The organism is Nesterenkonia lacusekhoensis, assembly GCF_017876395.1.
GTDB classification, from domain to species: Bacteria; Actinomycetota; Actinomycetes; order Actinomycetales; family Micrococcaceae; genus Nesterenkonia; species Nesterenkonia lacusekhoensis.
Genome location: NZ_JAGINX010000001.1, coordinates 966,093 through 980,825 on the forward strand (window position 1 = coordinate 966,093; position 14,733 = coordinate 980,825).

At 65.8% G+C, this 14,733-nt stretch carries 8 protein-coding genes; 3 read left to right on the forward strand and 5 right to left on the reverse strand.

Annotated elements, in window-relative coordinates:
• The first annotated feature begins 14 nt into the window (after nucleotides 1–14).
• Nucleotides 15–2,090, forward strand: coding sequence for an acyltransferase family protein (locus JOF45_RS04635; RefSeq protein WP_210048190.1), 2,076 nt, complete (start codon nucleotides 15–17; stop codon nucleotides 2,088–2,090).
• 79 nt (nucleotides 2,091–2,169) lie between these two features.
• Here the strand turns inward: JOF45_RS04635 and JOF45_RS04640 are convergent, their stop codons facing one another.
• The 5 genes from JOF45_RS04640 to JOF45_RS04660 all read right to left on the reverse strand — a co-directional run bounded on the left by JOF45_RS04640 (nucleotide 2,170) and on the right by JOF45_RS04660 (nucleotide 9,814).
• Nucleotides 2,170–3,408, reverse strand: coding sequence for a polysaccharide pyruvyl transferase family protein (locus tag JOF45_RS04640; RefSeq protein WP_210048191.1), 1,239 nt, complete (start codon nucleotides 3,406–3,408; stop codon nucleotides 2,170–2,172).
• Nucleotides 3,409–3,518: 110 nt separating this feature from the next.
• A complete protein-coding gene (locus JOF45_RS04645) occupies nucleotides 3,519–4,823 on the reverse strand; it encodes a glycosyltransferase (RefSeq protein WP_210048192.1) in 1,305 nt (434 codons plus the stop codon).
• Nucleotides 4,820–6,316, reverse strand: a complete 1,497-nt coding sequence (locus tag JOF45_RS04650) for a glycosyl hydrolase family 28-related protein (RefSeq protein ID WP_210048194.1) — start codon at nucleotides 6,314–6,316, stop codon at nucleotides 4,820–4,822. The genes JOF45_RS04645 and JOF45_RS04650 overlap by 4 nt, the downstream gene beginning before the upstream one ends.
• A 109-nt stretch (nucleotides 6,317–6,425) precedes the next feature.
• Entirely contained in the window at nucleotides 6,426–7,469 is a 1,044-nt protein-coding gene (locus JOF45_RS04655) for a hypothetical protein (RefSeq protein WP_210048196.1), read from the reverse strand.
• Between the two features lie 14 nt (nucleotides 7,470–7,483).
• Nucleotides 7,484–9,814, reverse strand: a complete 2,331-nt coding sequence (locus JOF45_RS04660; RefSeq protein WP_210048197.1) for a glycosyltransferase — start codon at nucleotides 9,812–9,814, stop codon at nucleotides 7,484–7,486.
• A 158-nt stretch (nucleotides 9,815–9,972) separates the two neighbouring features.
• Between JOF45_RS04660 and wecB the strand changes: the two genes are divergently transcribed.
• Nucleotides 9,973–11,121 carry a non-hydrolyzing UDP-N-acetylglucosamine 2-epimerase gene (gene wecB, locus JOF45_RS04665; protein ID WP_210048198.1) on the forward strand — a complete coding sequence of 383 codons (1,149 nt, stop codon included), beginning with the start codon at nucleotides 9,973–9,975 and terminating at the stop codon, nucleotides 11,119–11,121.
• A gap of 10 nt (nucleotides 11,122–11,131) precedes the next feature.
• On the forward strand, nucleotides 11,132–14,725 hold the full coding sequence (gene smc / locus JOF45_RS04670; RefSeq protein WP_210048199.1) for a chromosome segregation protein SMC: 3,594 nt from the start codon (nucleotides 11,132–11,134) through the stop codon (nucleotides 14,723–14,725).
• Nucleotides 14,726–14,733 lie beyond the last annotated feature (8 nt).

The window sequence follows — 14,733 nt, forward strand, 5'->3', positions numbered from 1 at the left end:
AAGTCTCGTGACCTATGCCCAACACCACCGCTGCCCCCGCTGTGCAGGGGAAGCTGACCCGTGACCTGCCCGAGCGTCGCTTCCGTCCAGAGCTCCATGGAGTACGCGGAATGGCGATCCTCGGGGTGGTGCTCTTCCACCTTTTCGGCAACGGCCGGGTCTCAGGCGGGATCGACATCTTCCTGGCAATCTCAGGATTCCTCTTCTGCGCCATGGTGCTCCGCGAGGTCGCCGAGAGCGGCGGCCGATTTCGGCCGGGTCGATATCTGGCACGGTTGGCTCGAAGGCTCGTCCTGCCCGCAGCGCTGGTCATCGCGGTCACCGCTGCGGCGGGCTGGCTCCTGCTCCCTGCCACACAGCACGAGCAGCTCTTCCGCGAAGCACGGTCCTCCCTTCTCTACTTCGAGAACTGGGAACTGATCAGCTCCCAACTGGCCTACGAGGCTGCGGGGGCTGACACCAGTCCCTTCCAACATTTCTGGTCGCTCTCGGTCCAGGGCCAGTTCTATCTGGTCTGGCCTCTGCTGGTGCTGCTCGCCGTATGGATCGCCAAGGCCCTCGGCGCTTCCGCTGTGCGCACCACAGTGGTTCTGATGACAGTTCTGCTGGGCCTCTCCCTTGCGTACGCCATCCACATGCAGGGCATCGACCAGGAGCGGACCTATTTCATGACCGAAACACGCCTGTGGGAGTTTGCCTTCGGCGCGCTTCTGGCACTGGTGGGAGTGCGGATCGTTCTGCCTCGCGCTCTTCGGTTCGTGGCCGGGTGGCTCGGGATCGCGCTCATCGTCAGCACCGGCTTCGTCCTGGACGGGGCCCAGCAGTTCCCGGGGCCGCTGGCGCTGTGGCCCTTGATGGGCCTGGCACTGGTGCTGATCTCAGCAGGATCAGGGCAGACCGAGGACGAGTCTGCGTTCTCCGCGTCTCGAGTGCTCTCCACGCGGCCGTTCGCATGGGTCGGTGACCTGGCCTATGGGCTGTACCTCTGGCATTGGCCGCTGCTCATCTTCTACCTCGAGGTCAGGGACTATCCGGCCATCGGGGCCCGTGGTGCCGCGGCAGTCTTCCTGGTCTCTTTGGGTCTGGCTTGGATGACCCATCGTTGGGTGGAGCAGCCGGTGGCGCGATTCTCTCCCGGTGCGGTGAAGACTCCGCTGCTCTGGGGCGTCAGCACGTTGGGGGCCGGCGCGGCCGCGTTCTCTCTCGTGCTCTCGTCCACGCATACCCCTCTGCCGGAGGGCTACTCCATGACGGATATGGACCCGGATGACTATCCCGGCGCCGCCGTCACAACCGCCGACGGACCGGAGACGCCCGAAGGGGTGGACTACCACCCCCAGCCTGAGGCTGTGGCTCAGGATCAGCCGATGTATGTGGGCTGGGGATGTATGCAGGACTTCAGCAATGATCCCGGCACAGGGGACGTCTTAGTCTGTGAAGATCCAGAAGCACCCGAGGATCCGGAGGCGACGCTGATGCTGGCCGGAGGCTCCCATGCCGGTATGTGGCAGCACGCCTTTGCTCTGCTGGCCAAGGAGAACAACTGGGAGCTGCTGATCGCTGACAAGAGTGGCTGCCGCTTCGGGGTGGTCAGCGAGCCGGAGACCGATACCTGCCATGAATGGCGGGCGGGATTCCCCGAAGTGGTCGAGGAACGGCAGCCGGACGTAGTCATCACCCCGGGCACGTTGTCACAGCCGGCCGGCTCTGACGAGCGGATCGCGCCGGACGCTGAGGAACGCTGGAATGAGATCCTCGACGCCGGGTCAGAGCTGCTCCTGCTCCGCGGCACGTCACGTCCGGAGGAGCGTGTCGGCGACTGTCTGGCGGAGGGAGGCTCGCCCGCAGAATGTGGGCCGGACTATGGTGTCTACGCAGAGACGAACCCGCTGGAAGAGATGGACCTGCCTGAGGGCATCCACACTGTCGACATGCTCGACCACATCTGTCCCGAGGGATCCTGCCCCGCGGTGATCGGCAACGTGGTGGTCTACCGCGATGCCAGCCACCTGACCAACAGCTACGTGGAGACCCTGGCGCCGATTCTGGACGAGAAGCTGCGTGAGGAGATGCCGCACCTCTACCGGTGAGCCAGCGGCGCGCCTGATCGAGGCTGATCAGGCGCGCCGAACGCGACGATCGGGTCGAACTCGGGTCCGCCGTCGTGGCTCAGCTGTGGTGACGGCTCGGGAGGAGCTTCCTCACGGCCTGCTTCATACGGCGGGCGGCCCTGCGGTCGACGCGCTGCCGGAGACGTTCATCGGCCAGAGTGCGGTGCGGCAGCGCTGCTTCGAGCGCATCGAGGTCGATGGCAGTGCTCGGTAGAGCCGCCTTCTCTGCGATCGCCTGCAGATCGAGGTTCTCCAGATCCGCGGAGGTGACGTCCACACGCGCAGGAGCCCCGCCGGGCAGCGAGGAGCTGTCCAGAGTGGAGAAGAAGTCCTCGAACTTGAAGTCAGCGCCACCCAGGGGCGCATCGGAGATGTTCAGCCACACCCAGGGCACGCCGTAGGCCTGCGCCACGATGAGGCCGTGCATGGAGGTCGAGACGCAGGCACGTGCGCCTGCGATCTGAGAGACCACAGTAGTGAGGTCGTCCCGGACGTCGCAGACGTCGAAGACGGCTTCGTCGATCGTGGAGAAGCGTGTGCGGTGCTTCATGTGCGGGACGAAGGCGATGCGCCGGTCCCCGTCGGGCGAGTTGGGGGTGAACAGCCGTGGCAGAAGCAGCGCCGGGTCGCCATAGACCTCCGGAACTGTCCATCCGAGCTTCTCCTGCAGCTCATGCCGAGTGAGATGGCCGCGCACCGCGTGAACCTCTGTGGTTCTGCGTCGGCGCAGGCCGCTGTCCTCGCTGAGCGGGCGCATCAGACCCGAACCCCAGATATCGACCCGGGGTCGGTTGATCATCTGGACGATGGAACCCACGAGAGCCGAGGCGCGGCCCACCGCGGGGATGGGTGAGTCCTTGGTGGACCGCACGTTCACCACATGTCTGCCGGTCATCGTCGAGACGATCCACGGACCGATCGCGTCTCCGAAGTTGGCCTTCCGGTCCCACCAGAAGCCCCGGATGATGTCCTCGTCCGGGGTCTCTCCGTGCTCCACCTGGGAGACGGTCTGCATCCGGGAACAGATGAACGACACCCATCCCGCCACGGTGGTCAGCGCGGCACGTCTGGTGGCGCGGCGGCCGCTGAGGACCTCGAGCTCGTGATGCTCCTTCGGCGCGGCCTTCAGCAGAGCATCGGTGACCAGCACGTTGCGCAGCACGCGGCGATTCTCGTCGCCGGATCCGTGGCAGGTCAGGCGGAGGCCAGCCGGGATCTGGGTGGCTCGAACGGTGACCTCGCCGAAAGCGGTCGGGAACTCCCAGCTGAGCGAGTCACCTGAGGTGGTCAGTGACACCTGCGTGTCCTGTGGGAAGGGGGACCGGTCTCCTACGCTGTCGGTGAGCAGATCGGTCAGAGCGGTATGGCGCGGCATGGGGAAGCTTTCCGTGGGGTGGGAGACGGGTCTCAGGTCAGGGAATAGGTAGCCAGCGTTTCAAGGTGTCCGGCATCGTCGTCGCCGCTGAGAGTCAGCTGTCCAATGCGGTGACCGGGAGCCGGCTCGATCACAGTCTCGAAGACGCCCGCGGAGGCACCGTCGTTCTCGGCCTCAGCGGTCTGCGTCTCCACGGTGGTCGAATATCCGCCGGCTTGGTCAGGGGAGAAACCCGCACGCTTCATGAACGCCTGCGGGGCGGGTGCCTCCGGATCGGTCTGCTCCAGTGCCACAGACACAGTGATCTTCGCACTCTCGCTGTAGGAATCCGTCCTCCCGAAGAGCAGGAATGCACCGTGAAGCTGCGGTTCGAAGCTTGCGCCCTGCGTCCCCAGCGGCGCCCCCTCAACGTCTGCGATGCTCACAGCGTTCTCTTGAGGGCACAGATGGAGTCGACGGAACACATGGGGGTAGTACTTCTCCAGAAGGGACGGATCTGCCTCCGGCTTCTTCTCGGCCTCCTTGATCATCTTGGAGAAGAAGGGTGTCTCGTCCTCGGAGAGCGTGCTGTCCTGGCTGACGTGGCGCGATTGGAAGAACCCGGGTTCCCTCGAGTCCAGAACCGTGGGGAACTGGGTGTCGAGATAGAGATGGCCCTTCTTGGGCGGGCTGGTTTGGAGCCCGAGGAAGTCTCCGTCCGGCGTCTTCTTGTGGATCGATACGAGCCCCGCCGCGGCTTTCGGGAAGTAGCGATACCAGGGTTTGATGTAGCTCTGGGAAGTGCGCAGAGCCGAATACGAGTGGGGGAACGAGATGCGCCAGCCCACGTGCTCCGGATCCACATAGGGGATCATCCGCTCGAAGAAGTTGATCGGCAGGACGTCGTCGTCATCCAGACGGTAGATGGCGAAGAGCCTGTCTTCCGGCAGGCGCCCTTTGAGCACCCGGTTGAGCACCTTCTTGTTCGGAGCACTGGGCGCGACGAAGGAAGGCGCCACGTTGATGTGCAGGAAGGGGTGGCGCTGGGCCGCCTCTTCCAGAGCCCGGCGATATGTGGAGGGCAGCGAATCGGAGATGTGCACGATGTGCACCAGGTCGCAGTCCTCAGCCGCTTCCAGGGATTCGGCCAGCTGGGGAAGGCTCTCGTCGATGAAGAGCTCAGTGCGAGGAGCCATGCGATCGTCCGAGTACAGCCAGCGGGTGTACTCCTCCTCCGAGAAGCGGCTGTCCTTCCGGGTGGCCTTGAAGCTGCCCGAGCTGTAGGCGTGGACGCTGAATCGCGTGTGGCCGATAAAGAGCCTGCGCATGCGGTGGCGTGTCTCCTCCGGGATAGTCATGATCTGAGCCTGAGGCGCAGCTGGGCCTCGTAGAGGTTTCGCGGCAGCACCTGGCTGTCCAGGGCTTCGGTCGCGGAGTGAAGGATACCGCGGAACTCCGGTTCCTGCTGCGAGATCTTATCGGTGCCCCGGATCCCCACCATGGCGCTGTACGGTGCGTGTTCTTCCAGCCGCAGCGCATAGGAGCGATTGTTTCGGACCTCGATGTTCCAGTGGCAGAATCGGGCGCCCCAGTGGGGGCCGGCCTTCTTCGCTCCGCCGACCACGCCGCGGTTGGTGATGCGGATATCGGTGCGCACGTTGTCGAAGGGGATCCTGCGGTGAGAGTCGAAGGTCCCTACCATCTCCCCGTCGGCCCACGCATTCCCAGAGGAATAGCCTTCCACGTTCAATCCGTGGGTCAGGGAGCCCTTCGGGAGCTTGGTGGTGGGGGATTCGATGGCGAAGGTCCGGACCAAGTTGTCGTGGGACTGCTCACGGCAGATATAGCTGTGGTGATGTGCTCTGCCCCGGACAGTGGTCTCTTGGAGCGTCACGCCTTTGGTGGAGGTGAGACCGAAAGCGTTGTCGCTGTTCTCCACGGTCACCCGCCGAGCCCAGCAGTTCAATGCGGCCTGGAAGTGGGGTCCGTTGTAGCCCAGATCCTGATTATGCGGCTGAGGATCCACCACCGGCATGTGCAGGGTGACGTCCTCGAGACCGGACTCTTCGATCCGAGGGCCCAGGGTCAGGAAGCGCGGATTCCATTCAGGTCGCAGATCGAACCGGAGCGGTTGGGCCAGGGTCACGGTTTCGGCCCCTGTCTGAGCGATCTGCACCGGCCAGCGCAGTGCGGAGTAATTGGGCTGACGGTGCAGTGAGGATGCCCCGGTCTGCCAGTCGTAGCTGGACTCGGGAAGATCCCCGCAGAGGTGCCGCAGTAGGCTGTGGTCTGCGATGTTGTCCACAACCAGTAGGACATGATCACCTACGGAGAAGTCTCCGGGGTTCTCCACCCGGACGCGGCTGGCTCCGCGTGGTGCCGCAGCAGCCGCGCTGAGTATAGCGTTCCCCCGCCACCCTTCATTGGATCCCCAGGCCCAGTCCTGTTCCTCGAGGCCGTGTCGCACAGCCTGAGGCAGGAACCAGATCAGTCCTCCGGCCCACGACCATTCGCCGCTGCGCGAGGTGCGGTAGCAGTGCTCGAGCGGCCGGCGGAAGTGGAGCCGAGTGTTCTCCTGGCCTTCTCCGCTGAGCAGCACACGAGAGTGCTGGACCCAGACGACACCGTCGAGGGCATAATCCCCGGCAGGGATTCGAACGGTGCCGCCACCGGCAGCACCGGCGGCTTCGATCGCTGAATTGAAGGCTGCGGTGTCGTCAGTATGCCCGTCCGCCGTTGCCCCATAGGCCCGCACGTCGAAGACCGGAGAGGACTCTTCCTGTCCTTCGGGTGTGGAATTCGGAAGCGGTCTCTCTCCACGGTGGTAGCCGGCATACGAGACGTTGGGCACCTGGGGGTGTGTATCAGGACGGCGGCGGTACTCGCGCCAGAGACGGGCCGAACGGTCTCTGTGGAACAGTCGACGGACTGCTCGGGCGCCTTGGGAGACTAGCGTCATCTCAAGCTCCTGAGCGGCTGATCATGCCCTGGACCAGAGAGTCGGCCACAGGACGGCCGCGACCGATCCAGGGGTAGTGGTGTACGGCGATGCTGGCGCGGGTGTTCACGTGCAGCACGTGTGCGCCGTCAGTGCTCTCCAGGTCGGGGACCAGGAGGTCGACTGCTGCGGCGCGGCATCCGGGGACCGCCCAGCAGCTTTCGATGGCCAGTTCCCGAAGGGCCGACCCCAGTCCGGCGGTGACATCGACGGTGACGCCGCCGAGGCGCATATTGACTCCCGCGGAGAACTGGTAGATCTCACCGGTGCGGCTGACCTCATCTGCGATCCCGCCGTGCTCCTCGCTTGGGGTCAGAAGATCGGGCGCGAAACGGCCGAAGAGCGGGTGAAGGCTGCGTGCCTCTTCTGCGGCTCGGAAGATCTGATCAGTGGTCCGCTTCCCGTCGCCGACGCCGAACAGCGGCAGCCGGATGAGCGCACTGACGACTTTCTCTCCGACGACGAACGCGCGCAGGTCGATACCGGAGCACTGTTCCTCGATGACGACTTGGTCGCTGGCATCCGGGGTCCCCAGCTGACGTGCCTGGAGGGCCAGGTTCCAGGCAGCTCCCACATCTGACTCGGCCGTGACCCCCAGGGAGACTCCGGCACCGGACTGGCCGGAGGCTGGTTTGACCACCGCAGGCCGGTTCAGCGACTTCAGGTATGACTGAGCCTCCTCGCCTTGTTGTGGGGAGAAAGCTCGTCCCCGGGGAACTGCGATCCCCGCGGACTTGAGGAAGCGCTTGCCCAGGTCGATGTCTGAGGCGCTGAGGCGGGCTTGTTCGCTGGCCAGCGAGGTCTGGTTGATCTCGAAGCCGCCGACGGTGCGGCTTCCACGCCCCAAGACGTAGAGGTTTCCCTGAACGTTCTGGATGCTGAGCCGCTGGCGCCGGGCTGCTCGACTCAGCAGCGCGCTGGGCGCGTCGGCCCGACGCCCGCCGTAATCGGTGGGCGAGACGCCGGAGAGCTGTTCCGCGATGTATGTCCTGACCTCGGGATCCATGGCGAGACCTCGGCTCAGGCGCGTCGCGGAGGCAACGGGTATCCGACGATCTCGTCGAGCTCGATGGTCTCCGCCTTGTCCGGGACCAGGCGGACAGAGGTCACGTTGACCCCGGCAGGGGGCTCGATGGGAAGGACATGCCCGAATCCGCTGGACTTGTTCGGCATATAGCGCCAGTAGGTGCCGTCGCGTTCGGAGTAGCGCAGCTTGGCCGCAGACAGGAACTTCTGGTGGACCTCACGCTGGCTTTCAGGGATGTCGAGGGTCAGGCGCACCTGGATCTGGTTGGGCTTCAACGACTTCCCGCCTGCCGGCACCACCTGCAGACTCAGCGGGCCCTGCTGGTCCCAGGACAAGTCCAATCCGGGGCGCTCCAGAGTGCATGCTGCCTGCAGCTGGACGTCTCGGCCCTCGGGGCCGGGGGTCAGAGTGGTCTTGTCCGCCACCAGCGGGAAGAGCTCAGCCACTTTGTCGAGGTCGGCAGGGCCCTCGCTGAGAATGCGTCCCATGGCCTCCGGGTAGAACGGACGGACCTCGCCTTCGACGGTGCTGTCCTGGCTTTCATGCCTGATATGGAAGAAAGCGGGTTCGCGGGAGTCGATGATCGTCGGGTTGTACTGGTCGAGGATCGTGTGTTTGGGGGCTTTGAGGTTCAGGATCTCACCGTCGGTGTCCTGGGCGCAGATGGCCATGGGCCCGAATGCGCTCTTGGGGTAGTAGTAGTCCCGGGCGAACGTGAACTCGCCGTCCATGCGGATGGCCGAGATGCCGCTTCCCAAGGAGACCCACCAACCGATGTGCTTAGGCGTGACGTAGGGGGCCATCTGAGAGAAGTAGTTGACCGAGAGCAGGTCGTCGTCGTCCAACCGGTAGACACCGAAGGGTGCGTCGGTGACGTTGTGCTTCTGCAGCGCGCGGCGGACCAGAGTCTTGGAGGGCGTGGAGCTCACTGCGTTCTTCGTCTCGTTGAGCTCCAGGAAGTCGTACTTCTGAGCCGCGTCGATCAGCTGCTGCTTGTGCTCCTGCGGGAGCGAGGGGGAGAACGAGACGAAGTGGACGACGTCGTGGTGCTCAGCCGCCTTGGCCAGCTGGGGGAGGGAGAGCTGAGTGAAGATCTCGGTGCGGGGTGCGAGGCGGGCATCGCTGTACAGCCAGTCGGTGTATTCCTTCTCGCTGAAGCCGGCGCCTCGGCTGCTGTCACGGGTGGCGTTGAAGTAGCCGGACCCGTGCTGGTGGACGCTGAAACGGGTGTGACCGATGAAGAGACGGCGCTCAGTCACCGCTGGGTTCGTGGCCGCGGGCTCTGCCGTCTTCTGCGCGGGTCCCTGCGATGTGACCTTCCGGGCGATGCGTCGGCCGACGGAGAGTCCGCGGCGGATGGTCCCGGAGAGGGTAGACATGGAGAAGGCCTTTCGGTCTGGAGCTGCGGTGCCGGCCGGCGCTGGGGGCTCAGTTCGGCCCGCTGCAGCGGCGTCTTGCGCCGCCGAGTATAACAACGGGGACTCGGCTGAATCCGGCGCCACGGCGGGGGCGTCGGAGTCCGTCTCCTCCCACAGGTGTGCAGGAAACGCGGCCAGCAGAGCGTCGGCGTCGAACTCTGGGGCGGGCAGCGGGCCCAGTCGCTGCGCCTCCTCGAGATCCTTGGCGACTTCGGCCTGCGGACGACCGGTCCCTTCGAGATAGTCCCGGTACTTGAACTCAGGCTCGACGTCAGAGGCGACCGGGCGGGCAGGTACGCCATAGGCCTCAGCCACCACCGTTCCGTGCAGGGACGAGCCGATGACGAACCTGCTGTGCGCCAGAGTGGCCAGGCACTGTTCCAACGGGGTGCGCGGGTTCAGCACATTGGGCAGATGCGCCACAGCGGGGTAGTCGTGGAAGTTTGGCACGATGGTGACATCGGAATGGAACAACGGGTCGCCGAGTTCCTTACGGGGGAAGAGCTGCGCACAGAGCAGGCCCGGGTCACCGTAGATCTCAGGCACCTGCAGGCCTTGCTCCTGCAGGAAGGCTCGCGTCCGCGGACCACGGACGGCGTGGACCTGAGTTCCCTCCAGGCGATACCGCTTCTCAAGAGCCTTGCCGTTCACCCCGCTGCCCCAGACATGTGCTCCGGGACGGGAGAAATGCAGGATCGATCCCACAGAGAGCAGGTCGTGTGCAGCGTCCACATCCGAGTCCCAGGTGATGCCTCGGGAGATGAGGATCCTGCGCACCAGCTCTGGGCCCAAGACGTCGCCGAAGTTGTTCAGCGGAGTCTTCTCCGGGAAGGCAGGGTCGGTCGGGATGACGCGCTCTGGGTTGAAATGGATGACGCGCACAGGACCCAGGGCGAGGGACTGCACAGGCGGCTCCTGTCTGGTCGAAGGGTGAGGAGGCTCAGCCGGACAAGGGGCGTGCGAGCCGTGTCCCGAGTCTAATGCTGCAGGCATCCGGCACTGCAGTCCGGTCCTGACGCCGTGTCCGTACCGGGCCCGCGGGAAGGCCCTAATAGACTGGCGGCATGAAGAGGATCATGCCGATCTATGGCACCCGGCCCGAGGCGATCAAGATGGCCCCGATCGTCAAAGCGCTCCAGTCCAGTGAGCACTTCGACTGTGAGGTGACTGTCACCGGTCAGCACAGGGAGATGCTCGATCAGGTCAATGAGCTCTTCGGGATCGTGCCTGATCATGATCTCAACATCATCCAGCCCCGCCAGACCCTCAACGGGGTGCTGACCCGCACGGTCAACGGCCTTGATGAGCTCTTCACCGCGCAGAAGCCTGATGCGGTGATCGTCCAGGGTGATACCACTACGACCACCGCTGGGGCGATGGCGGCCTTCTACAGCGGTATTCCGGTGATCCATGCCGAGGCGGGTCTGCGCTCGTTCGATCTGTTCTCTCCGTTCCCGGAGGAGGCCAATCGGAAGATGACCTCGCAGATCACTTCGCTGCATCTGGCTCCGACCTCGCAGTCGAAGGCGAATCTGCTGCGGGAGTCGCTGCCGGAGCAGGACATCGTGGTCACCGGCAATACGGTCATCGATGCTCTGCTGGAGGTTGCTCAGAAGCAGGTGCCCTTCTCGGATCCGCAGCTGGAGGAGGCTGCGGCCTCGGGCCGTGAGGTGCTGTTGGTGACTACCCATCGTCGGGAGAATCAGGGTGCGGCGATGGAGGGTGTGGGCCGGGCGTTGGCTCGGTTGGCTGATGCGTATCCGCAGAAGCTGATCGTGCTGCCGGCGCATCGGAATCCGGTGGTGCGTGAGGCGATCCTGCCGGCCCTGGCTGGGCACAGCAATGTGATCGTCACTGAGCCGTTGCCGTATGGGGAGTTCACGCGGTTGATGAATCTGGCCACGGTGGTGCTGACTGATTCTGGTGGGGTCCAGGAGGAGGCGCCGTCGTTGGGTAAGCCGGTGTTGGTGATGCGGGAGAACACGGAGCGTCCTGAGGCGGTTGATGCCGGTACGGTGCGGCTGATCGGTACTGATGAGGAGCGTGTGGTTCAGGAGGTCTGCAATCTGTTCGACTCTGCTGAGTCGTATCGGGCGATGGCCAATGCGGTGAATCCGTACGGGGACGGTCAGGCGGCTGCCCGGACTGTCGCGGCTGTTGAGAAGCTCTTCGATCTGGGGCCCCGCCTGGACGACTTCGACCCGCAGGTGTGATCACCCCTCCATGCATCTGAAGACCCTCACCGTCCGCGGCTTCAAGTCCTTCGCCTCTGCCACGACCTTCGAGTTCGAGCCCGGCGTGACCGCAGTGGTGGGCCCCAACGGCTCGGGAAAATCCAATGTGGTGGACGCTCTGGCCTGGGTGATGGGTGAGCAGGGAGCCAAGACCCTGCGCGGCGGGTCCATGGAGGATGTGATCTTCGCCGGCACCGCCGAGCGCCAGCCCCTCGGCAGGGCCTCGGTCAGCCTGACCATCGACAACACCGACGGCGCCCTGCCCATCGAGTACACCGAAGTCACCATCAGCCGGACCATGTTCCGCACCGGCGGCTCCGAATACACCATCAACGGCCAGAAGTGCCGCCTGCTCGACATCCAGGAGCTGCTCTCCGACTCCGGCCTGGGCCGGGAGATGCACGTGATCGTCGGCCAGGGACAGCTGGACCAGATCCTCCACGCCACTCCAGAACAGCGCCGCGGCTTCATCGAAGAGGCCGCCGGCGTGCTCAAGCACCGACGCCGGCGCGAGCGCACCGTCCGCAAGCTCGACTCCATGCAGGGCAACCTGGACCGACTCGAAGACCTGATCAGCGAGATCTCCCGGCAGCTGGCCCCGCTGGGACGGCAGGCCAAAGTGGCGCGTCGCGCCCAGCGGATCCAACACGATGTCCGCGATGCCCTGTCGCGGCTCATCGCCGATGACCTGCTTCAGGCCGCCACAGCCCTGAACGAGTCCAGTCAGGGGGAGGAGACCGACCGCGCCCGCGCCGCCGAGCTCAAGGACTCCCTGGAGCGCCAGGACGCCGAGATCTCCGCACTCTCACAGCAGGCCGAAGCTCTGCGCCAGCGTGGCGAGAAGCTGGTGGGCGGCCATCACCGGTTGGAGCAGGTCCAGGAGCGGCTGCGCTCGGTGGCCTCCCTGGCCGCAGAGCGCGCCCGCAGCCTCTACGCCTCCGCTGTGGTGGACACCTCCGGGCGGGACCCGGAGGACCTGCGGGCCCAGGCCGAGCAGGTCACGGCTCAGGCCCAGGAGCAGAAGGCCGAAGTCGATGACGCCGCCGCTCGGTTGGAGAGCATCACGGCCCAGCGAGAGCAGGCGGAGACTCAGCTGAAGGCCGAGGAGACCCGGCTGACCGAACAGCTGCGTGCCGTGGCCGACCGCAAGGCGGGCCTGGCCACCCTCCAGGGCAAGGCGGACACCGCTCAGGGGCGCATTGATGCTGCCGAATCCCGGCGACGCCGTGCCCTGGAGCAGCAGGAACAGGCTCAGGAGTCCCAGCAGAGGGCCCGTTCCGAGTTCGCCGAGCTGGAGCAGAAGGTCGTCGGCATCGAGACCGGCGAGGAGAGCCTCGACGCCGCCTACGAATCCGCCCAGCAGCGCTATGACGGCCTGCGCCAGCGCCATGACGAGCTGCTGGCTGAACAGCGCCGCCTCCAGAATGTGGTCAGCGAGGACCGTGCACGCCTCTCCGGGCTCTCCGCCGCCCGGACCCCGCGGGACGGTGCGGCCGCCCTGCAGAAGGACTATGCCCAGGGGATCGAATCTTCCCTGGCCGAGAAGCTCTCCCTCACTTCCGGCTGGGAGAAGGCCCTGGCCGCAGTGTTGGGTTCCCTGGACACTGCGCTGATCACCGCCGACGCCGACGCCGCCGCCCGGGCTCTGGACTGGTTGGCCGAGCAGGACGGCGGTCGCGCCCACCTGGTCTACCCGGAGCCCGGCGCCTCCGCAGCCCCCGAGCTGCCTTCCCTGCCCGCAGAGGTGGACGGTGCGCTCTGGGCGCTGGATGCCATCACGGTGCCCGAGGAGTTGGCCGCCCCGCTGCGGACCGCACTGACCGGCGTCGTGCTCTGCGCCGATCAGCCCAGTGCCCAGACTCTGCTGAAGCAGCCCGAGGTCTCCACAGCCGTGACCGCAGACGGGACCATCCTGCGGGCCGGTGAGCGGATCGGCGGTACGGCGCTGGAGAACTCCGATCTGGCCATCACCGCCCAGATCAACGATCTCACCGCCACGCTGGAGCAGGCCGAGAAGGACCTGGAGAAGGTCACCCAGCAGGCCGAGAGCTCAGGAGCGGAGGTGGCTGCGGCCGAGCTGAAGGTGGACGAGGCCATGGGGGCCCTCCACGCCAACGACGCCGAGCTCAGCGCCATCACCGAGCAGCTGGGCCAGCTCAGCGCCGAGGTCTCCCGCGCCGAGGAACGCATCAGCTCTGCGCAGAAAGAGATCGCCGAGGCGGCTCAGGCCGAGCAGGACGCCGAGGAGCAGCTCCAGGAGGTCACCCAACGGCTGGAGGCCGCGCAGAACGAGGAGATCGAAGAGGATCCCTCCACACAGCTGCGCGATGAGCTGGCCGAACAGGCCTCCGCCCGACGGCGCGAGGAGGTCGACGCTCGGCTGGCTCTGCGCGCCGCCGAGGAGCAGCACAAGCAGATGCTCGAGCGGGCCGCCTCGTTCCGGCGCAGCGCCCAAGCGGAGGAGCACCGCCGGGAGCAGGCACAGAAGATCGCCGAGGCCCGGAACAAGCGGGGCCAGGAGGCTGAGGCCGTCCAGGCCGAGGCTGAGGCCGCCGTCGAGCGTCTCAGCTCAGTGCTGGACCAGGCTCGCGCGGCTCAGGACGCCACTCAGCAGCAGCACCAGCAGCTCACCGAGCAGCTGCGCACTCTGCGGCAGGCGCGCTCCGGAGAGGCGGAGGAGCTCGAGGCCGTCACCGGCCGGCTGCACCAGGCCGAGCTCACCCGCACCGAGCTGCGCCTGGCGCTGGAGGCCGCCGAACAGCGCGGACGCGACGAGCTCAGCCTGACGCCCGAGTACCTCATCGAGCATTACGGTCCGGACCAGCCGATCCCTGACCCCGATGCCGAAACTGGCGATGCCGAATCAGGTGAGGACGCGGCAGAGGGCGAGCCTCAGGGGACCCCCTATGTGCGGGCTGAGCAGGAGAAGCGTCTGGAGAAGGCACGCCGAGATCTCAAAGCCCTGGGCAAGGTCAACCCCCTGGCGTTGGAGGAGCACGCCGCCCTGGAGGAGCGCCACACCTACCTGCAGGAGCAGCTGACCGACCTGAAGAAGTCCAAGCAGGACCTGCTGGACATCATCGCCGACGTCGATCAGACCGTGGAACGGGTCTTCACCGAGGCGTGGGAGGACACCAAGGTGCAGTTCGAGCGGGTCTTCGGCCGGCTCTTCCCCGGCGGCGAAGGACGCCTGGAGCTGACCAATCCCGTAGACATGCTCAACACCGGCATCGAAGTCCACGCCCGTCCGCCCGGCAAACGGATCCGCCGGCTCTCGCTGCTCTCAGGCGGGGAACGGTCCCTGACGGCGGTGGCGCTGCTGGTGGCGATCTTCAAGGCGCGGCCTTCGCCGTTCTACGTGATGGACGAGGTCGAGGCGGCCCTGGACGACACCAACCTCTCGCGGCTGCTGGTGATCTTCGAAGAGCTGCGGGCCTCCTCGCAGCTGATCGTCATCACCCACCAGAAGCGCACGATGGAGATCGCCGACGCGCTCTACGGCGTGTCCATGCGTCAGGACGGCTCCACCCGGGTGGTGTCACAGAAGATGGCGTCACGGGAGCAGGAACAAGAGACGGTCTGAGGGCGTTG

Excerpts from the sequence above, each read along its gene's own strand:
- JOF45_RS04635 (WP_210048190.1), top strand. The coding sequence starts at position 15 with ATGCCCAACACCACCGCTGCCCCCGCTGTGCAGGGGAAGCTGACCCGT.
- JOF45_RS04645 (WP_210048192.1), bottom strand. The coding sequence starts at position 4,823 with ATGACTATCCCGGAGGAGACACGCCACCGCATGCGCAGGCTCTTTATC.
- JOF45_RS04655 (WP_210048196.1), bottom strand. The coding sequence starts at position 7,469 with ATGGATCCCGAGGTCAGGACATACATCGCGGAACAGCTCTCCGGCGTC.
- wecB (WP_210048198.1), top strand. The coding sequence starts at position 9,973 with ATGAAGAGGATCATGCCGATCTATGGCACCCGGCCCGAGGCGATCAAG.
- smc (WP_210048199.1), top strand. The coding sequence starts at position 11,132 with ATGCATCTGAAGACCCTCACCGTCCGCGGCTTCAAGTCCTTCGCCTCT.